This is a genomic window from Mesorhizobium sp. M0522 (genome assembly GCF_040321085.1).
Lineage (GTDB): Bacteria > Pseudomonadota > Alphaproteobacteria > Rhizobiales > Rhizobiaceae > Mesorhizobium.
Genome location: NZ_JAMYQW010000007.1, coordinates 93,163 through 111,365, shown reverse-complemented (window position 1 = coordinate 111,365; position 18,203 = coordinate 93,163). Strand labels below are relative to the sequence as shown.

Here is an 18,203-nt window from a genome sequence, read left to right as displayed (position 1 = left end):
ATCACGCCATCGCGTGGCGATGATTGGCCGAGTAGTGGCCGGTCAGATGATGCTCGAGCTGGCGCTCGATGTCGGTCAAAAGGCTCGATGCTCCGAAGCGGAACAGCTCCGGCTCCAGCCACGGCCGGCCCAGTTCTTCTTTCATCAGCACCAGCCAGTCGAGCGAGGCTTTTGCCGTGGAAATGCCACCGGCCGGCTTGAAGCCGATGAGATAGCCGGTTTCCTCGAAATAGGCGCGGATGGCGCGCACCATGGCAAGGCCGACCGGCAGCGTCGCGTTGACGCTTTCCTTGCCGGTCGAGGTCTTGATGAAATCTGCACCCGCCATCATCGCCACCATCGAGGCGAGCATGACGTTGCGCAGCGTCGCGAGGTCGCCGGTGCCGAGGATCACCTTCAGATGGGCCTCGCCGCAAGCGGCGCGCATCGAGACAATCTCGTTATAGAGCTCCTGCCATTTCGCCCCGAATACCAGGCCGCGCGGGATGACGACGTCGATCTCGTCGGCGCCGTCCCTTACCGATGCTTCGATCTCCTGCAGACGTGTCGAAAGCGGTGCAAGGCCGTGCGGGAAAGCCGTGGAAACGGCGGCGACATGGACGCCGCTGCCGCGCAGCGCTTCGACGGCAGTGGCGACGAAGGGCTGATAGACGCAGACCGCCGCCGGGCGGATCTTTTCACCAGTAATGCCGAGCCCCTCGGCAATGTCGCGACGGAACGGGTTGACCGCCTTGGCACAAAGCCGGCGCACGCGCTCTTCCGTGTCGTTCGAGTTCAGCGTCGTCAGGTCCATGCAGGCGACGGCGCGCAGCAGCCAGGCGGCCTGGTTATCGGCCTTGATCGAGCGTCTTTTGGTCAGGCTGGCGACGCGGCGTTCCAGCGCCGAGCGGTTGACGCCGCGCATCGATTCCATGAAGCCGAGATCGAGCCTCATGCCGGGATTGCGAGCAATGCCATGGGCTTGCGGGATTGGTGCATTGGCGGCGGCGCGTGCCGGCAGCGGCGTGACCTTCGATATGCCAACGTCGGTTTCGCGGATTGTGCTGCTCATCTCCTGCCCCTTGTTCAGCGACTTATGCCGAAGATAGACCGTGAAGCAGCGCTTCACGAGTCCTTCAAGCGGTCATAGCGGAAAAAGACAGTCAAGGCAGCCGATTTTTGACCGCATGATCAAAATCAGGGTCTCGAACCAGTGGACGCTGAACTGCGCGTCTCAGCCGACGAAGGCGCGCTCGACGACGAAGCTTGCCGGATGATGCAGCGAGCCTTCCTGGAAGCCGTGGCTTTCGGCCAGTTCCTTGACGTCCTTCAGCATATGCATCGAGCCGCAGATCATGATGCGGTCGGTTTCGGGATTGAGCCTGTCGATGCCGAGATCGGTGTAGAATTTGCCCGAGCCGATCAGCGCGGTGATGCGGCCCATGCGCTCGGAGGTCTCGCGCGTCGTCGAATTATACAGCGTGACGCGGCCGCCGGTCAGTTCGCCGATCAGCGGATCGTTCTCCAGTGCGGCCACCAGTTCCTGGCCGTAGGTGAGCTCGGCATTGTCGCGGCAGGTATGGGTCAGGATAACCTGCTCGAACTTCTCATAGGTATCGGGATCGCGCAGCAGGCTGGCGAATGGAGCAATGCCGGTGCCGGTCGAGATCATGAACAGGCGCTTGGCCGGCGTCAGCGCGTCGACCACCAGCGTGCCGGTCGACTTCTGCCGTATGATGACGGTATCGCCGATCTCGATTTTCTGCAGCTCCGAGGTAAGCGGGCCGTCCGGCACTTTGATCGAGAAGAATTCGAGTTCGTCGTCCCAGGCAGGGCTGGCGATCGAATAGGCGCGGAACACCGGCTTCTCGGCATTGGGCAGGCCGATCATGACGAACTCGCCGGAACGGAAGCGCAGCGATTGCGGCCGGGTGATGCGGAACGAAAACAGCCGGTCGGTATAATGCTTCACCGAGACGACGGTTTCGGCATAGACATTGGCCGGTATCGGGAACTGCAACGGCCGGGCGCCGGCAGTGTTGAACGCGGATATGGTGTTCATCAAACCTAACCTTCCGGGCCAGCTCAGCGCCCGCGCCAAATCTTCACCTGCGCGCCCGAACCGGTCAGGTTCCAGCGTGCCGTTTGCACACTCCGAAGCGGTAAGCTCTTGTGTCCGGAATTTATTAGTATACAAACGATATTTGCGTCAAGACGCCGCCGTAAAACAGCTTTCCAAACTGAGGCATGTAAGCAGTTCGGGCATTTCGGGTTTCGACAATGGAACAGAATTTTTCGGCGCAAGCTCTGGATTCGACGGGCAGCGTCGTCGCCGGTATCGATGTCGGCGGCACCTTTACCGACCTGCTTCTGATCGACGGCCGTGACGGCGGCCGGGTGCATATCGCCAAGACCCCGACGACGGTCGACAACCAGGCTTTCGGCGTCGTTGCAGCTCTTGGTGCCACCGGCTTTCCCGTCGACGGCATCGACCTCATCGTGCACGGCACGACGACCACCACCAACGCGGTGCTGGAGCGCCGGCTGGCCAAAACCGGCATGATCACCACGCGCGGCTTTCGTGACGTCATCGAGCTTGGCCGGCGGACACGGCCGCAAGCCTATGGCATGACAGGCACGTTCGTGCCGATCATTCCGCGCAATCTGCGGCTCGAAGTGTCGGAGCGGGTCGAGGCCTCGGGCGCGGTGCGCATACCGCTCGACGAGGCCGAGATGCGGGCAGCGATTTCACAACTGATCGCGGCCGGCTGCGAATCCCTCGTCATCCATTTCCTGCATTCCTACGCCAACCCGAGGCATGAGCGGCGTGCCGCCGAGATCGCGGCCGAGCTTTGGCCGAACGGCTACATCACGACAGGCCATGCGCTGCTTTCGGAAGCGCGCGAATTCGAGCGCGGCGTCACCGCTTCGGTCAACGCCTCGGTGCAACCGATCCTCGAACGCTATGTCGAGCGGCTGCGCAAGGAGCTGGCGTCAAAAGGCTACGCCCGCGACTTCCTGATCATGAACGGCAATGGCGGCATGATCTCGGCCCGCTTTGTCACACGTGAGTCGGCCAAGACCGTCATGTCCGGCCCCGCTTCCGGCGTCATTGCTGCCGCCTATACGGGAAAACGCGCCGGCTTCGAAAACCTGGTCACCTATGACATGGGCGGCACCTCGACCGACGTGGCGCTGATCCGCAACGCCGAGCCGGCGGTGTCGAACGAGATCGAGATCGAGTATGCGATGCCGATCCACGTGCCGATGGTGGCGGTGCATACGGTCGGCGCCGGCGGCGGCTCGATCGCCCGCGTCGATGCGGCCGGTCTGATCCAGATCGGCCCGGAAAGCGCCGGCGCCAATCCCGGCCCGATCTGCTACGGACGCGGCGGCTTGGAGCCGACCATTACCGACGCTAATCTGGTGCTCGGCAGGCTGGCGCCGAAGAAGCTGCTCGCGGTGGAAAACCCGGTCACCGTCGAACGGGTCACCGGCATATTCGAGGACAGGATCGGCCGCGCCACAGGCTTGTCCGGCGTCGAGGCGGCGGGTGCGGTGCTGCGGCTCGGCAACGTGAAGATGGCCGGCGCCATCCGCATGGTGTCGGTGTCGCGCGGCCACGACCCGCGCGATTTCGCGCTGTTCGCCTTCGGCGGCGCCGGGCCGCTGCATGCGACGGCACTGGCGCGCGAGCTCGGCCTGCCCAAGGTGCTGGTGCCGGCGCGGCCGGGCATCACCAATGCGCTCGGCTGCGTCGTCGCCGATCTGCGCCATGATTTCGTTAATACGGTCAACCAGCCGGTGGCCCGTCTCGATGAAATCCAACTCCACGAGACATTGGAACGGCACCGAAACGAAGGCAAGGAGCTGATCGGCAAGGAGGCGGTGAAGCCGGAAATGATCCGCGTCACGCATTCCGCCGACATGCAGTTCGTCGGCCAGACGCATATCATCAACGTGCCGCTGCCGTCGTCTGCGGTGACACGCGAGGGACTGCAGCAACTGTTCGAGAAGGCCTATTTCGCCCGCTTCAAGGTCCAGTTGCCGGAAATCCGCGCCAATCTGGTCAACCTCAACACCTCGGTCACCGGCGTGCGGCCGGCAATCGATCTGTCCCGGCTGATCGACCCGGCTGGGCGCGCCAAAACGCTCGAAGAGGCGCGGCGCGAGATCCGGCCTGTCTGGTATGGCGGGCGCTGGTACGACACGCCGGTCTACAGCAGAGAGAAGTTGCCGCTCGACGCAACAATCGAAGGTCCGGCGATCCTCGAACAGATGGACGCGACGACTGTGCTGGAGCCCGGTGACCGGGCGCGATCGGATGCCGACGGCAACATCATCATCGATATCGGCGAGGCCTGAGATGGAAAAACTCGACGCCATCACCCTTTCGGTCATCCAGGCGGCGCTACAGCAAGTCTGCGACGAAATGGACCTGACATTTTCGCGCGCCGCCTTCTCGCCTGTCATCGCCGAGGCCAATGACCGTTCGGATGGCATCTATTCGGCGCTCGATGGTTCGCTGATCGCGCAAGGCAGCCAGGGCCTGCCGGTGTTCGTCGGCGTCATGCAGTATTCGACCAAAACGGTGATCGAGATGATCGCCGACGGTCGCTGCCTGCCGCCCGAGCCAGGCGATATCTACATCGTCAACGATCCCTATCTCGGCGGCACCCATTTGATGGATGTGCGCTTCGCCATGCCGGTCTATCGGGACGGCAAGATATTCTGCTGGCTGTCGAACACCGGCCACTGGCCCGACATCGGTGGTTCGGTGCCGGGCGGCTTTTCCGCCTCGGCAACAGCGGTCGAGCAGGAAGGCTTGCGACTGCCGCCGGTGAAATTATTCAAGAAGGGCGTGCTCGACCCTGAGATCTACGCCATCATCTGCTCGAACATCAGGGTTGCCGACCAGCGCATCGGCGACATCCGGGCGCAGGCGGCGGCACTGCTGATCGGTCAAGACCGACTGAACGGAATCCTGGATCGTTACGGAGATGAAACGGTCGTCGGTGCGATCGCCGAACTGCGCCGCCGCGCCGCCGAACAGATGCGCGCGAACATATCAGCCATTCCCGACGGCATTTACCGGTCGCAGGCTTTTGTTGATTCCGACGGCGTGGTCAACGAGCCGCTGACTATCGCGCTGGCGGTCGAAAAACAGGGCGACACGCTCAGCTTCGACTTCTCCGGTTCGTCAAAGCCCTGCGCTGGGCCGATGAACAGCGTGCTGGCGACGACCTTGTCCTCGGTCTATCTCGCCATGCGGCACATTTTCCCCGACGTGCCGATCAGCGCTGGCGCCTTCGAGCCGCTGATCGTCAAGCGGCCGGAAGGCACCTTCCTCGACGCCAAATATCCGCGGCCGGTATCGGGCTGCGCGGCTGAGGTTTCGCAGCGCATTGCCGAAGCGGTGTTCGCGGCGATGGTGCAGGCGCTGCCGGACAAGGTGACGGCGGCCCCCGCCGGCTCCAGCGGCAATTTCGCGCTCGGCGGCAACGATCCGGCCCGCGGCCGCGATTATGTCATGTATCAGATCTCCGGGGGCGGCTATGGCGGCAATGCCGGTCACGACGGCCTGACCAATGGCTGCTCGACCATAGGCATTTCCAAGTCGCCGCCGGTCGAAATCATGGAGCAGGCCTTCCCGGTGCTCTACCGCCACTATGCCTTGCGCGAAGGCTCGGGCGGCGCCGGCAAGCATCGCGGCGGTTTTGGCCTCGCCTATGAGGTCGAGATCCTGCGCGGCGACGCCCGCGCCTCCTTCGTCATGGATCACGGCCGGTTCGGCCCGCAAGGCGCGCTCGGCGGCAAGGACGGTGCGGTCAACACGGTGACCGTGTTCCGCGACGGCAAGGAACATGTGCCGCCGCATCTGTCCAAGGAGCAGGACATCGCGCTGAAGACAGGCGACCGCGTGTGCGTCGGCACGCCTGGCGGCGGCGGCTACGGCGATCCGTTGCAGCGCGATCCGCAATTGGTCGCTCGGGATGTCAAGCTCGGCTACTATACCGCAGAGCAAGCCAGAGACCTGTTCGGAGTCGTAGCGGATGAGCAACCCAAATCCCCTGGAGGCTGATCTCTCGTCTGAACTGGCCCACGCAGTCGAACGCGTCTATGCCGCTTTCGCGTCTTATCCATCGCCCCGCCACCTGCATGGCTCGCCGTACAAGGATTTGGAATCGATCTTTCGGGGAGTATTCCAGTGGTCCGCTTCGGGAGCTCAGTGGTGAAAACCTCGGCGCCTATGCCGGATCGGCCATATGGACGGTCGGCGACGTCGATGACTACCGGCACTTTCTGCCGAGAGTGCTTGAACTTGCCATCCAAGGCGAACCTTCGATGGGGTTCGACGCCAACGTGATTGCCGCAAAGCTCGAAAGGACCTCCTGGCGCGATTGGCCGTTGGAAGAACAGCAGGCTGTCGAGGTGCTGTTTCAGGTTGCCTGGCGAAAAGCGATGACCATGCATCCCGATGAAGGGAACGCGGTTCCCTGGCTGGAGGGCATAGTGCTTGCCGGAATGGATGTAGCAGCTGCATTAGCGGCATGGCGTGATAGCCCTTACCCCGAGGCCATGTTGCACTGTGCGGACTTGATTACCGGCAACATCAAGACACTCGATAGGGGCACGTGATCTTCAGCGAACAGGTCACCACATGGCTTCTATCCGACAGTCTCGCCTGGCACTTGTTCACCGTCGCGGTCGAGGCTCCCTTGCGCCCCGACGATCGCGAAAAGCTCGCTTGGGCGAGCGAGACCATCGAGAACAATCTGAACTTTCCCGGAAATTAAAGGCATTGATTGGGCCGCGTTTCGCCGGTCACGCTCTGTGGTCCAGCCTCGCGACCAGCCGGTCGCCGGCCCACTGGATGCCGCAGACCAGGATGATCAGCACAATGACAACGGCGATCATGACGGACGTCTCGAAGCGCTGGTAGCCGTAGCGGATGGCGAGGTCGCCGAGGCCGCCGGCGCCGATGGCGCCAGCCATGGCCGAGGCGCCGATAAGCGTCACCAGCGTCACCGTGAAGCCGGCGACGATGCCGGGCAACGCTTCCGGCACCAGCACCTCGCGAATGATCGTCCAGCGGTTGCCGCCCATGGCGCGTGCTGCCTCGATCAGCCCGTGGTCGACCTCGCGCAGCGACACTTCGGCGATCCGCGCATAGTAGGGCGTCGCCGCGATCGACAGCGGCACAATCGCTGCCCAGGTGCCGATCGAGGTGCCGACGATCAGCCGCGTCACCGGGATCAGCGCAACCAGCAGGATGATGAAAGGCACCGAGCGGAAGCCGTTGATGAGCGCTCCGAGCGCGCGGTTCACCCACAGGTTTTCGGCGATACCGCCGCGGTCGGTGGCGACCAGCGCCAGGCCGAGCGGCAGCCCGAAAACCAGCGAGATGAGGCCGGAGGCGGCCGTCATCAGGATCGTTTCCCAGATCGAACGGACGAGAAGCTCAAACAGAACCGGCGACATGGCCAAGCACCTCCACCCGCGCTTGGCGGGCTTTCAAGAACGCGATCACCTCTGCCAGGTGAGCTTCATTGCTGCCGGCGACCGCCACGAACAGTGTCCCGACAGGCTGCTGCTGGACGTGATCGATGCCGCCATGCACGAGGCGGAACGAGCCGGGAACTGCCGAGGCAAGATCGGACAAAAGCGGGCTTCGCGCGGCCTCACCGGCCACGTCGATCTTGAGGATCGCCTCCACGCCGGCGTTCTGCGTTAGCTGGCTTGCGATCTCCGCCGGCAATTGCGGCCGGATGCCGCCGAGCAGGCTTTGTGTGATCGCCGATTTCGGGTCGGCAAAGACCGACCACACCGGCCCTTGCTCGACGATCCGCCCAGCGTCGATCACCGCGACCCGGTCGGCGATCGAGCGGATCACCTCCATCTCATGCGTGATCAGCAGGATGGTCAGGCCGAGCTGCCGGTTGATGTCTCTGAGCAAGGCAAGGATGGAGCGCGTCGTCTCCGGGTCCAACGCCGAGGTCGCTTCGTCGGACAGCAGCAGCGCCGGGCGCGCCGCAAGCGCCCGGGCAATGCCGACGCGCTGCTTCTGCCCGCCCGACAGCGACGCCGGATAGACTTTCGCCTTCTCCGACAGGCCGACAAGCTCGAGCAGCTCGGCGGCGCGCGCCAGGCGTTCGGCCCTGGGCCGGCCTTCGATCTTGAGCGGCAGCGCTACATTGTCTTCGACCGTCTTGGCGGACAGCAGGTTGAAATGCTGGAAGATCATGCCGATACGCCGGCGCAGCGGTTGCAATTCGCGCTCGCCGAGCCGGCTGATGTCGCGGCCTTCGATGAAGACCTGTCCTGTATCCGGCCGCTCCAGGCCGTTCAGGCAGCGTATCAGCGTCGACTTGCCGGCGCCGCTCCGGCCGATGATGCCGAGGATCTCGCCCTGGCGCACGTTGAGCGATACGCCGTCCAGCGCCGCTGTCGCGCCGAAGCGGCGCTTCAGCTCGATGAGGCGCACGACATCATTCGGTCCGGCGGAGCGGCCGCCGACGGGACGCATGACTTCGGTGACCGAGGCGAAATGCTGGTTCATAAAAGTTCCTGTATTGGTGTCCCGCAAACGCGATCGCGGTCCGCGTTGAAGCGCGGACCGTTTTATCATGCCGGGCTTCGGCGCCCAGTCGAGCTCGGCATCAATAGGCGCTGATGCCGGTTCCCTTGTAGACTCGGTCGAATTCGGCCTTCACCTTTTCGTTCTGGTAGGAGGCGACCAATGTCTTTACCCAGGGCTGGTTTTCATTGCCGGCCTTGACCGCGATGAAGTTGCGGTAGGGATTGTCGGCCACCGCCTCCTGGGCGATGCGGTTCTCCGGTGTGAGGCCGCTTTTAAGCGCCCAATCCGTGTTGACCACGGCCCCGTCGAGGTCTTCCACCGAGCGCCCGACAATCCCGGCGTCAAGCTCCTTGACGACTAATTTCTTCGGGTTTTCGGCAATGTCGGTCGTCGTAGCCAGAATGCCGGTGCCTTCCCTGAGCTTGATCAGACCTTCGCTCTGCAGAACGCGCAGTGCGCGGCCCTCATTGGACGGGTCGTTCGGCACGCCAATGACGGCGTCTTCGGGCAGGTCGGCAATCTTCGTGTACTTCTTGGAATAGAGGCCGATCGGCCAGACCCCGGTATAGCCGACCGGGACGATGTGATAGCCCTGCGTCTTGATCTGGTTGTCGAGATAGGGCTTGTGCTGGAAGGCGTTGGCGTCGATTTCGCCACGCTCGAGTGCTTCATTCGGCTGGGTGTAGTCGTTGAACACCACGGTCTCGATCGTCAGCCCCCTCTCCGCCGCCTGGGCGGTGACGACGCGCCACACATCCTCGTCCTCGCCGCTCATGATGCCGACCTTGACCGCCGTCTTGTCTTCGGCGAACGACGGCGCAGCAAGGCCGACAATCGCAACCGCCGACGCGAAAAGTACAGCCAGACCGGCGCGCCGGTTTATACTTGCGGAGAGAAATGAGAGCAAAGTGTTGGTATTCCCAGACATGATCTATCCCGTCGGTTCTGAAGTCGTTGCGGCCAGGCGGAGTGCCAAGCCTTGCCGGCATCATCGGGAATGCTGACCGTCGGATCAAAGCACCGTATTTCCCGCGAAATGCGAAGCCAGGAATATTCTCTCAAAGTTTCGGGCCTGGCGAGCACAGGGCGTGCTGGGATCATGCGTTCTAACCCAATGCTGGTTCAGAAATTGTCCGGACGTCGTCTCCGCTATGAGGCCCGCCGTGCTTCGAAGCGGCGGGCCTTTCTGCGTCCGAATGCCCAACACGGGCAGCAGTGTGGGATGTCGACAATGCTGGACGCGCCGCATGTCCCTTCAAAGCGACGCGCTTGCTCACTCGATGACCTTTACAATCCTGCGCGTGCCAGGATCGACCAGGACGGTCCGATTGTCGACGACGACATAGCGGTATTTGACGTCGGGAACCTCATGAAGCTCGACGGTGTCGGGCAGGGTCGAGCCGACATTGAGCTCCACGCCGGGAAGCTGCACGGACGCCAGAGGCTGCTTTTTCACATACTCGCGTACGATCGTCTCCTGCTGCGGTTCGATGACCACGTCCTGAGCGGCAGCGGCGCCAATACCCGCAAGCAGCAAGAACCCAGCCGCGGCTGCCGAAAGATGCATTCTCATGATCGTCTCCTTTCGTGGTGAGCCACCTCTGCGCTGCGCCGCGTCATGCTGTTCGCAGCGGGGTCGCTATAGGCCGGTAACGTCATCAGGTGGAGCTTGTTCCGCCACTCGGATCGCTTGCCGTTTCCCTCCATTAGTTTGGAACAAAGTTTTTTAGCCGCGGTTTTACGCGGTGAAGGGACGCGTTTTCCAAGGAGATCTCTCATGAAAGGCGTTCTGATCACCAGCATGCTAGCAATCAGCGTCAGTTGCGGGGCTGCACTTGCCCAGACGCAGCAGTCGACCGACGACCAGTCCGGCGCCAATTGTGCAGCCGGCACTGCCAATTGCCAGAACGGCGCCAAAATGGGCGAGCAGGCTCAGGGCAAGACCGGCGCTGCAACTGATCAACAGGCGCAAGGCAACAAGAAGCTGAAGACCGATGAGCAAGCCAAAGGCAAGGCCGGCGCAACGACTGACCAGCAAGCCCAGGGCAAACCGAAACTGAAGACCAACGAGCAGGCTCAGGGCAAGGCTGGCGCCACGACTGACCAGCAGGCCCAGGGCAGCACCAAGATGAAGACCGACGAACAGGCCCAAGGCAAGGCCGGAACCACCACCACCGAGCAGGGCCAAGGCAGCACGAAAATGAAGACCGAGGAGCAGGCTCAGGGCAAGACTGGGACCACGACCACCGAGCAGACTCAGGGCAATGCCTCGACGCAGACGCAAGACCAGAGTTCGACCGCTTCCATCAACAATGTGACCGTTGAACAGAAGACGGAGATCACGCAGGTCATCAAGGAGACGAACATCCAACCGGTATCCAGCGTCGATTTCGACATCTCTGTCGGTGTCGAGGTTCCGCGAAAGAAGGTCCGGCTGCATCGCCTGCCGGCGCGCATCGTCAAGATCGTTCCGGCTTACGAAGGCTATGAGTATTTCGTGCTCGCCGACGGCCGGATCGTCATCGTCGACCCGAATACCTACAAGATCGTGATTATCCTGACCTAGTCGTGGCCCAGACGGTCTACCGTGGGTTGATGCACCAAAAAAGCCCGCCGCGCAGCTCGGGCGGCGGGCTTTTCCGTACCCGGCTCCAGCGTCTGCAAATCGCAAATCAAGGTCCGTCCTCGGGGCGAGGAGTGAGCACGGTGTGATCGATGGTGTCGGGCAGGCAGGGACTGGGCACGCAGCTTGTTCGGACTGACGCGGTGGTCATGGCATCGATATCCGTAACCAGCACCATTCTCGCGTAGTACCGCGGCCACAGCGGCTCTCCAAACAGGACGAAGACGCCGCCAATCATCAAGGCCAGCAACATGAGTGCCGTAACATTTGCAAATATCTCGCCGTAGCGCATGAAGGCAGCCTGTCCCATTCGGAAAGCGATTTCAGCCTGTGACAGCGGCGACCAGGACGGCGCCGAAAGCCGGCGCTACTATCCTTGAGGCCCCGCGAATGCCGCCTTCCATTGGATCCTCCCCGAACAAGCCGGATAAATAACGGCACTCTCGGTGCTTTGTTCCCGGCCGTGTGGCCGGACGACAGCCGCGTCACACAGGCCGTGTGTGGGGCGGCCTTTCGTTTGCAAAAGGCACTCTTCGCTCTCATTGATGCGCGGCAGCGAGGTCCTTGAGATGACGTTCGTGCATTTGCAGCACCGGCAGCGTCTTCTTGGCAAACTCCTTCATCGCCGGATCGTCGCCGGAATTCGCGTAAGCGGAAAACAGCGCCACCGCTTCCTTATGCGCCTGGGTCTGCATGTCGATATATTTCGATTGGAAGCTGTCCCCGCTGGCCTCCTTGAGTTGGTCGAGCAGCGCCTGGTGCTTGGTGTCCAGCGACGGGCCGGCTGGCGCGGTGGCCGAAGTCGTCTGACCCTTGCTGAGCGCCGCCTTGAAGTCCTCGCCGGCCTTGGTGTGGTCCGTGACCATTTGCGCCGCGAATGCCTTCACGTCGTCGGCAGTCGCCTGCGTCTGCGCAAGTCGGCTCGATACGATTTCGAATGTATTGGCGATGGGCACGGTCTTGACGAACGTCGCGGTGTCAACCTTGCTCATGGTGTCGGTCGTTAGAGGCGTCAGCGTCGCCGATTGGGCAAAAGCAGCCAAAGGTGCGCCAGCCATCATCGCTGCCGCAGTGATGGATAGAAGGGTTTTCATGGGGGTTCTCCGAGGCTGATGTCATCCCTCCGATGGCTCAACGCGCAAGCTGCGGCGAGGTTGCCTGGTCGTGGGGGGGGGGGGGGCCCCCCCCCCCCCACCCCCGCAGGGCGTAGGGTGGCGGAGAGGATGGGATTCGAACCCACGAGAAGCTTTTGACCTCTACTCCCTTAGCAGGGGAGCGCCTTCGACCACTCGGCCACCTCTCCGTTGCGCCGGTGGATAAAGAAAAGCGCCGGCACAATCAACAAGCCGGCGCTATTATCCTTGAAAAATCGACCCTTCGCCAAAGCGCCGCCCAGCGATGTGGCGATTCTGCGGCAATTCCCTTGTTCGCGACTCGGGTCATGGTCACATTTCGGGCCGACCGTCGCCGGAATCCGCCGTTTGCAACGGCTGGCGAAGGGCTGTTGGTTAACGGGAGCTTTCGGAGTGAGGCCAAATCGTGTCATTTGTGCAACAACGCTGGGGGATAGCATCGATACAAACCTTTTGCCGGTACGATCGTGGTTGAACGCCGCCGTCTCATGGGTAATGTCGGGTTTGAAGGAGCGGCGCGGTGCGCATCTTTTTCGGTAGTGGGGATGGGGCAGGGAACGCTGTCCTTCAGCAAAGAATACCCAGACCCGTTTTTTAACTTTTGACTGGAGGTCAGAAAATGAACATCAAGAGCCTTCTTCTCGGCTCCGCTGCGGCACTGATCGCAGTTTCCGGTGCGCGCGCCGCCGACGCCGTCGTCGTCGCCGAGCCGGAACCCGCTGAATACGTCAAGATCTGCGACGTCTACGGCGCTGGCTACTACTACATCCCCGGCACCGAAATCTGCCTGCGCATCGGCGGCTATGTCCGCTACGACATCAGCGCTGGCCAGGCTGGCTCGTTCGACGGCGCCAGGTACCAGGACCTGTCGGATGCCTTGGATGGCGAAGACAACGTCAACGACGGCTATTACAAGCAGGCTCGCTTCACGCTGAGGACCTATACCGGCCAGGAAACCGAGATGGGCACCTTGAAGACCTACACCGAGACCCGGTTCAACTGGGGAACCGGCTACCAAACCGTGCCTGGGTTCGACGAGCACTTTTCCAACTTTGGCAGCAGAGGCGTTTCGCTGAACTTCGCCTGGATCCAGCTCGGTGGTCTCCGCGTCGGTAAGGACGAAACGGCCTTCAATACGTTCAGCGGCTACGCCGGCAACGTCATCCAGGATACGATCGTTCCGTATGGCGGCTTCGACACCAATGTCGTCCAGTACTACTTCGATGCCGGCAACGGCTTCTCGGCCGTGGCTTCGTTGGAAACCGGTGAAGGCTTTATCCTTAACGCCGCTAACACTGCCACCCATCTCGGCCACGACTCGATCGACAGCTATGTTCCGTATGTCGTTGGCGGTCTCAAATACACGCAGGGCTGGGGCTCCATCACCGGTGTTGCTGCCTATGACAGCAGCTTGGAAGAATGGGCTGCCAAGGTTCGTCTCGACGTGACGCCGATGCAGAACCTGTCGCTGTTCTTGATGGCCGGCTACGGCTCTGACGACAACCTCCCACGCAATTTCTACAAGCAGTGGGGCGGCAACTGGGCAGTCTGGGGCGGTGGCACCTACACCATCAACGAGAAGACCTCGTTCAACCTCCAGGCGTCATATGACGAAGCGAAGGAAGCTGGCGTCGCGGCGAATATCGCCTACGACATCGTTCCCGGCTTCACGATCACGGCCGAAGTCGACTGGGCTCATAACCAGCACAAGGCGGACGGCTTCGGTGGTGAATACAACTGGACCGGCATCCCGGGCGACAAGAAAAACGCCGTTGGCGGCATGCTCCGCTTCCAGCGCTCGTTCTAAGGGCTGGACTTAAAGCAAGTGAAATCCAGCCCGGGCGCTTTAACGCCCGGGCTGTTTTTGTTTTCGCGACTGGTAGCAAACAGAAGGAAAAGGGGGTTCGGTAGCTGAACAGGGTTGTGGAACGATGTCGTTGGGATCCGCCACTGGTGGATGAAATCGGCCGCAACGCTTAAAACTCTTGAAAGGGCACCGCCAAGCAGGTAGGTCTAGGCCTATCCACTCGGGGGTGTGGCGAATAATGACGAACGATGCGATTCAAGAGGGAGGAACCTCTGATCATTTTTCGATGTTTTCTTCTCAAACTGCAAAGATAAAATACAGTTACAACAAGATACGAGAAGTAAAGTCGCACAGGATCGGAGAACTGTTTTCAGCATACCGGGACATACTTTGGGATGACGGGCGGCATAAATACAATGTCAGCTCCTTCATCGGCGAGATAGACGAGATCCTCCTAGGGGAGCGTTTCAGCGCCTTTGACCAAAGCACCCTCGACAATCTTATCGGCACCTTGCGCCAGCGCGGCAACAGCAACGCAACCATCAACCGGAAGATGGCTGCCCTCAGCAAACTGCTGCGCAAGGCTCACAAGATGGGAGATATCCACAGCCTGCCCGAGTTCCGCCGCCAGAAGGAGCGGGCGGGACGGATTCGTTTCCTCGAAAGGGACGAGGAAGCCAGGCTGTTCGCCGCCATCAAGAGCCGCAGCGAGGACGCTTATCGGCTTTCCGTCTTTCTCGTCGACACCGGTTGCCGCCTCGGCGAAGCGCTGGGCTTGATCTGGAACGATATCCAGGAGCACCGCGTCAGTTTCTGGATCACCAAATCCGGCCGCAGCCGCACCATCCCGATGACCGAGCGGGTAAAAGAGGTGATCAAGCTGCCGGCCACCGAGGGCCGCCGGCCCAAAGGTCCGTTCACCAAGCTCAGTCAGGCGCAGTTTCGTGCCATCTGGAACGATGCCAAGGCCGAGGTCGGGCTTGGCGCCGACGATCAGGTCGTGCCGCACATATTGCGCCATACTTGTGCCTCGCGTCTCGTCCAGGGCGGCATCGACATCAGGCGCGTGCAGATGTGGCTCGGTCACCAGACGCTGTCGATGACCATGCGCTACGCCCATCTGGCCACCAACGATCTCGATGGCTGCGTCACCGTGCTGGAGACGCCGCGGTGCAGTGGCGCGGACAGAGGCGGTGCAAGCGCTTTGTCTGCTCATTCAGCGATGGATGAGCAGAAGAATAAGCCGGCTAAGAGCGAAAAGTCTCCGAAAACCGTGGTGAAAAGGGCAAAATCCCGGTAGTGTCGCTCATCTGGCTCGCGTACGGCTCTCCCTTCTCCCCTTGTGGGAGAAGGTGGCCGAGCGCAGCTCGGTCGGATGAGGGGTGTTCCAGGGAACGCCAACGCCTCATTTCTTCCAACACCCCTCAACCGTCTTGGCGCTACGCGCCAATCCACCTTCTCCCACAGGGGGCTAGCGTGCGCACACATCTGATTTGGCGGGGATTAGTTTGGATTTGCAAGAGCGAAGCCCTCGGCGATGGCGTGGAAGCGTTTTAGCCCATTGGAGAAGGTGACGGGGCCTGGCGGCCGCTCCTTTGCGTAGCCGTTCCATCCGCCGAGCCGGGCGATGCACCAGGCGGCCCAGGCGAGCGTGTGTTGCGGATGCGGGTTGTTCTGCTTTTGGGTTTTGCCTTCGAGTCTGGCAATCAGCGCCTCCAGCACGGTGATCTCGGCGGGGCTGAAGAGGCGAGCGGCCTTGAAGGTGCGGCCGGCGGCATCGCGCCCGTGCACGAGTTGCATGACCCTGACGGCGACGATCAGCGCGGTCGCGGCCAGCCGTTCGAGTGCCTCACCATCGGCAAGCAGGCTTTCCTCCAGATCGATGGCCTGCGACTTCACGGTTCGGAACAGCTGTTCGACGGTCCAGCGCAACCGGTAGAGATCGACCATGCGGCAAGCGTCGGCGAGCGTTTTGACCGTGTGAGTGGTCAACAGTCGCCAGATCACCGCCTCCTTGGGCGAAGGCGGATCGATCTCGCGCACTTCGACGATGTTGAGCGTGATCTCGCGCGGATCGCGGCGGTCGGCACCAAGGTGCGGCTGGCGCAAGGCGACCTCGGCGAAGCGGACGGCCAGTTGCACCTTGCGCGCCAGTCGGCCGGGACGCGCCTGCAGCTCGAAGGCGATCCGGCCGGCTTCCGGCGTTTTGGCGATCTCGCCGAACAGACGGCCGCCCTGCTCACCCAGAGCCCGGTCGCGCACGGCGCGGATGAGCACATGCGTGCGCTCGTCAGGCAGCCTTGCCAGTACTTCGTAGATGTCGGCCTCGCGGTCGCCGATCACGGTAGCCAGCGGCGTGTCGGTCAGCGCCTGGCGGGCCGCCTTGGCGGTGGCGATCCATTTGTAACTTTCCTTGGCTTCGATCGGCAGGGCTTGGTAGTCGTGCGCCTTCTGCCCCCGGCGCCGCCAGATCGTGGCAGCCGCAAGCCCCAGCACGGAACCGTCGGCGGCATCCACGGCCAGCGCCGGGTGGACGAACAGCCCGACATCCTTGCCGTTGCCGACACGCCCGAGGCCGCGCTTGCGCGAGGCCTTGGCCTCATAGTTGATCTCGCTGCTGTCCTGGATGATCAGCACATGGCGGCCGGCCGCCGCCTCGCCCGTTCGCGCCGCTGCCGTGCGCACGATCTCCTGCACCGTCACCTGGGGATTGCGAAACAGCCGCGTGAACGCAACTTGTTCCGCGCGCGTATCGGCCAGCCTGCGCAGGCCCACGCTGACGCGCGTGCACATGCGATCCAGCACCATGCTCCCCTTTTTTGCAGGCGCAGGTCGCCGAAGTATCCAAGTAGCGGTGCCATCGTCGAAACCTCCCGAATCAACAATGGCAGCTACAGAATCACACATGATTCCAACCCCGCAGGCCAAACCTGCTACCCAACCAAAACTCCCTTGACACCTCTCCGAAGCAGATGTGTGCGCACGCTAGCCCACAGGGGGAGAAGGGAGAAACGTGGGCACCGACTTCGACAATTTGTCACCACTAAATAGGTCCGTGTAAAGCTTTCAAGGTGGTTATTTGATCTTGAGCTTTACTTCCTGCCACCCCGCCGCTCCGCCCGATCGAAAAAACCAGCGATCCTGCCCGGCAGGATCCCGGACTCCAAAAACGGTGCATGCCCCTGGCCGTCGGCGGTGATCGTCTCGATATCGGTATGGCGCGTCCGCATCTGCTCGAGCGTTTCGGCGGACAGCAGCTTCGAATTGGCGCCGCGTATGACGAGCATCGGGATGGCCGCTAGTGCGTCGAACTGCGGCCACAGATCGGGCAGCGGCCGGGTGAGGTCCAGGCCTGCCAGCGTGTCGACCAGTCTCGGATCGAAATCGGGCAAAAATCCCTCTTCGGTCTCGCGGTAGAGAGCTGACGCCATCCGCTCCCAATCCGCATCGGTCAGCGCCGAAAAATCCGCACCATGGGTGCTGCGTAAGCCGCGGACCACCTCTGCGTACGTCTTCGGCCTGGGCGCGGGATCAAGATAGAAGCGGATATGGGCGAGACCTTGCGACTCGATCACCGGGCCGATGTCGTTGAGAACGACGGCCTTCAGCACGGCCGGCCGCATCGCCCCGAGCACATGGATGATCAGTCCGCCGCGCGACGTCCCAATGAAGGCTGCCTTCTCGATGTTCAGCGCCGCCAATCCGGCAAGGATATCGCCCGCCTCGATGCCGATATTGTAATGGCCGATATCGGCATCGTAGGCGGACTGCCCGCGCCCGCGATAGTCGAAGGCGACGACGTTGCGCTTCGCCTGCGCCGACAGATAAAGCGCCAATTCGTGAAAGTCACGGCAATTGCGGGTCAGGCCGGGCAGGCAAACGACTGGCCAGCGGCCGGAATTCGCCTCGCCGTAGATGCGGGCGTGCAGGGACAGCCCGTCCGGCGCGGCGTAGAAGAAGTCGGAAAAACCCTGCTCGGTTGGCATGTAGACTCCGTTCCTCTCACCGCCGGATCGTTTCGACTGCTACAGGCGAGGGGCAGGTAGGGTCAAATAGGGAAGGCGCCGCCATTGGAGATTA

The 18,203-nt window shown here is 62.1% G+C and carries 17 protein-coding genes and 1 tRNA gene; 7 read left to right on the top strand and 11 right to left on the bottom strand.

Annotation, left to right across the window (positions count from 1 at the left end):
* Position 1: 1 nt before the first annotated feature.
* Positions 2–1,051, bottom strand: a complete 1,050-nt coding sequence (gene deoC, locus NKI58_RS11380) for a deoxyribose-phosphate aldolase (RefSeq protein WP_031211867.1) — start codon at positions 1,049–1,051, stop codon at positions 2–4.
* Between the two features lie 162 nt (positions 1,052–1,213).
* Positions 1,214–2,041: a ferredoxin--NADP reductase gene (locus tag NKI58_RS11375; RefSeq protein WP_023677121.1), complete on the bottom strand. Its 828-nt coding sequence runs from the start codon at positions 2,039–2,041 to the stop codon at positions 1,214–1,216.
* Positions 2,042–2,259: 218 nt separating this feature from the next.
* Here NKI58_RS11375 and NKI58_RS11370 point away from each other — a divergent pair, with 218 nt between their 5' ends.
* The 4 genes from NKI58_RS11370 to NKI58_RS11355 are packed head-to-tail and all read left to right on the top strand — an operon-like array spanning position 2,260 to position 6,776.
* On the top strand, positions 2,260–4,344 hold the full coding sequence (locus tag NKI58_RS11370) for a hydantoinase/oxoprolinase family protein (RefSeq protein ID WP_352571525.1): 2,085 nt from the start codon (positions 2,260–2,262) through the stop codon (positions 4,342–4,344).
* Position 4,345: 1 nt separating this feature from the next.
* Positions 4,346–6,061, top strand: coding sequence for a hydantoinase B/oxoprolinase family protein (locus NKI58_RS11365; RefSeq protein WP_352636289.1), 1,716 nt, complete (start codon positions 4,346–4,348; stop codon positions 6,059–6,061).
* A gap of 38 nt (positions 6,062–6,099) precedes the next feature.
* The gene (locus NKI58_RS11360) at positions 6,100–6,618 is read left to right on the top strand and encodes a hypothetical protein (protein WP_352853206.1); all 519 of its coding nucleotides are present in this window, start codon (positions 6,100–6,102) and stop codon (positions 6,616–6,618) included.
* Complete coding sequence (locus tag NKI58_RS11355) at positions 6,615–6,776, top strand: hypothetical protein (RefSeq protein WP_352787113.1); 162 nt, start codon at positions 6,615–6,617, stop codon at positions 6,774–6,776. Before NKI58_RS11360 ends, NKI58_RS11355 begins: the two co-directional genes overlap by 4 nt.
* A 28-nt stretch (positions 6,777–6,804) precedes the next feature.
* On the opposite strand, the gene NKI58_RS11350 is transcribed toward NKI58_RS11355, so the two are convergent.
* The 4 genes from NKI58_RS11350 to NKI58_RS11335 all read right to left on the bottom strand — a co-directional run bounded on the left by NKI58_RS11350 (position 6,805) and on the right by NKI58_RS11335 (position 10,133).
* Positions 6,805–7,461, bottom strand: coding sequence for a methionine ABC transporter permease (locus tag NKI58_RS11350; RefSeq protein ID WP_352787114.1), 657 nt, complete (start codon positions 7,459–7,461; stop codon positions 6,805–6,807).
* A complete protein-coding gene (locus NKI58_RS11345; RefSeq protein ID WP_502897010.1) occupies positions 7,442–8,539 on the bottom strand; it encodes a methionine ABC transporter ATP-binding protein in 1,098 nt (365 codons plus the stop codon). The genes NKI58_RS11350 and NKI58_RS11345 overlap by 20 nt, the downstream gene beginning before the upstream one ends.
* A 100-nt stretch (positions 8,540–8,639) precedes the next feature.
* Positions 8,640–9,488, bottom strand: a complete 849-nt coding sequence (locus NKI58_RS11340; RefSeq protein ID WP_352571523.1) for a MetQ/NlpA family lipoprotein — start codon at positions 9,486–9,488, stop codon at positions 8,640–8,642.
* Between the two features lie 345 nt (positions 9,489–9,833).
* Positions 9,834–10,133: a DUF1236 domain-containing protein gene (locus tag NKI58_RS11335; protein WP_023677114.1), complete on the bottom strand. Its 300-nt coding sequence runs from the start codon at positions 10,131–10,133 to the stop codon at positions 9,834–9,836.
* 96 nt (positions 10,134–10,229) lie between these two features.
* Here NKI58_RS11335 and NKI58_RS11330 point away from each other — a divergent pair, with 96 nt between their 5' ends.
* Entirely contained in the window at positions 10,230–11,126 is an 897-nt protein-coding gene (locus NKI58_RS11330) for a DUF1236 domain-containing protein (protein WP_502897011.1), read from the top strand.
* Between the two features lie 106 nt (positions 11,127–11,232).
* Here the strand turns inward: NKI58_RS11330 and NKI58_RS11325 are convergent, their stop codons facing one another.
* The 3 genes from NKI58_RS11325 to NKI58_RS11315 form a co-directional block, all read right to left on the bottom strand.
* Entirely contained in the window at positions 11,233–11,475 is a 243-nt protein-coding gene (locus NKI58_RS11325; RefSeq protein WP_352636298.1) for a polymerase, read from the bottom strand.
* Positions 11,476–11,722: 247 nt separating this feature from the next.
* Positions 11,723–12,277 (bottom strand): DUF4142 domain-containing protein, encoded by a 555-nt coding sequence (locus tag NKI58_RS11320; RefSeq protein WP_352853204.1) that lies wholly within the window; start codon positions 12,275–12,277, stop codon positions 11,723–11,725.
* 118 nt (positions 12,278–12,395) lie between these two features.
* Positions 12,396–12,486, bottom strand: a tRNA-Ser gene (locus tag NKI58_RS11315).
* 449 nt (positions 12,487–12,935) lie between these two features.
* On the opposite strand from NKI58_RS11315, the gene NKI58_RS11310 reads away from it, so the two are divergent.
* Together NKI58_RS11310 and NKI58_RS11305 are read left to right on the top strand one after the other, a co-directional pair.
* Entirely contained in the window at positions 12,936–14,123 is a 1,188-nt protein-coding gene (locus NKI58_RS11310) for a porin (protein ID WP_352785812.1), read from the top strand.
* A gap of 238 nt (positions 14,124–14,361) precedes the next feature.
* Entirely contained in the window at positions 14,362–15,423 is a 1,062-nt protein-coding gene (locus tag NKI58_RS11305; protein WP_352785815.1) for a tyrosine-type recombinase/integrase, read from the top strand.
* A 203-nt stretch (positions 15,424–15,626) separates the two neighbouring features.
* Here NKI58_RS11305 and NKI58_RS11300 read toward each other — a convergent pair whose 3' ends face one another.
* The gene (locus tag NKI58_RS11300) at positions 15,627–16,928 is read right to left on the bottom strand and encodes an IS4 family transposase (RefSeq protein WP_352853202.1); all 1,302 of its coding nucleotides are present in this window, start codon (positions 16,926–16,928) and stop codon (positions 15,627–15,629) included.
* A 287-nt stretch (positions 16,929–17,215) separates the two neighbouring features.
* Positions 17,216–18,109, bottom strand: a complete 894-nt coding sequence (locus tag NKI58_RS11295) for an alpha/beta fold hydrolase (protein WP_352785821.1) — start codon at positions 18,107–18,109, stop codon at positions 17,216–17,218.
* Between the last annotated feature and the right edge of the window lie 94 nt (positions 18,110–18,203).

Coding starts and splice junctions, on each gene's coding strand:
- NKI58_RS11325 (WP_352636298.1), bottom strand. CDS start 11,475: ATGCGCTACGGCGAGATATTTGCAAATGTTACGGCACTCATGTTGCTG.
- NKI58_RS11310 (WP_352785812.1), top strand. CDS start 12,936: ATGAACATCAAGAGCCTTCTTCTCGGCTCCGCTGCGGCACTGATCGCA.
- NKI58_RS11340 (WP_352571523.1), bottom strand. CDS start 9,488: ATGTCTGGGAATACCAACACTTTGCTCTCATTTCTCTCCGCAAGTATA.
- NKI58_RS11335 (WP_023677114.1), bottom strand. CDS start 10,133: ATGAGAATGCATCTTTCGGCAGCCGCGGCTGGGTTCTTGCTGCTTGCG.
- NKI58_RS11360 (WP_352853206.1), top strand. CDS start 6,100: ATGCCGCTTTCGCGTCTTATCCATCGCCCCGCCACCTGCATGGCTCGC.
- NKI58_RS11370 (WP_352571525.1), top strand. CDS start 2,260: ATGGAACAGAATTTTTCGGCGCAAGCTCTGGATTCGACGGGCAGCGTC.
- NKI58_RS11350 (WP_352787114.1), bottom strand. CDS start 7,461: ATGTCGCCGGTTCTGTTTGAGCTTCTCGTCCGTTCGATCTGGGAAACG.
- NKI58_RS11295 (WP_352785821.1), bottom strand. CDS start 18,109: ATGCCAACCGAGCAGGGTTTTTCCGACTTCTTCTACGCCGCGCCGGAC.
- NKI58_RS11375 (WP_023677121.1), bottom strand. CDS start 2,041: ATGAACACCATATCCGCGTTCAACACTGCCGGCGCCCGGCCGTTGCAG.
- NKI58_RS11365 (WP_352636289.1), top strand. CDS start 4,346: ATGGAAAAACTCGACGCCATCACCCTTTCGGTCATCCAGGCGGCGCTA.
- deoC (WP_031211867.1), bottom strand. CDS start 1,051: ATGAGCAGCACAATCCGCGAAACCGACGTTGGCATATCGAAGGTCACG.
- NKI58_RS11320 (WP_352853204.1), bottom strand. CDS start 12,277: ATGAAAACCCTTCTATCCATCACTGCGGCAGCGATGATGGCTGGCGCA.
- NKI58_RS11305 (WP_352785815.1), top strand. CDS start 14,362: ATGACGAACGATGCGATTCAAGAGGGAGGAACCTCTGATCATTTTTCG.
- NKI58_RS11345 (WP_502897010.1), bottom strand. CDS start 8,539: ATGAACCAGCATTTCGCCTCGGTCACCGAAGTCATGCGTCCCGTCGGC.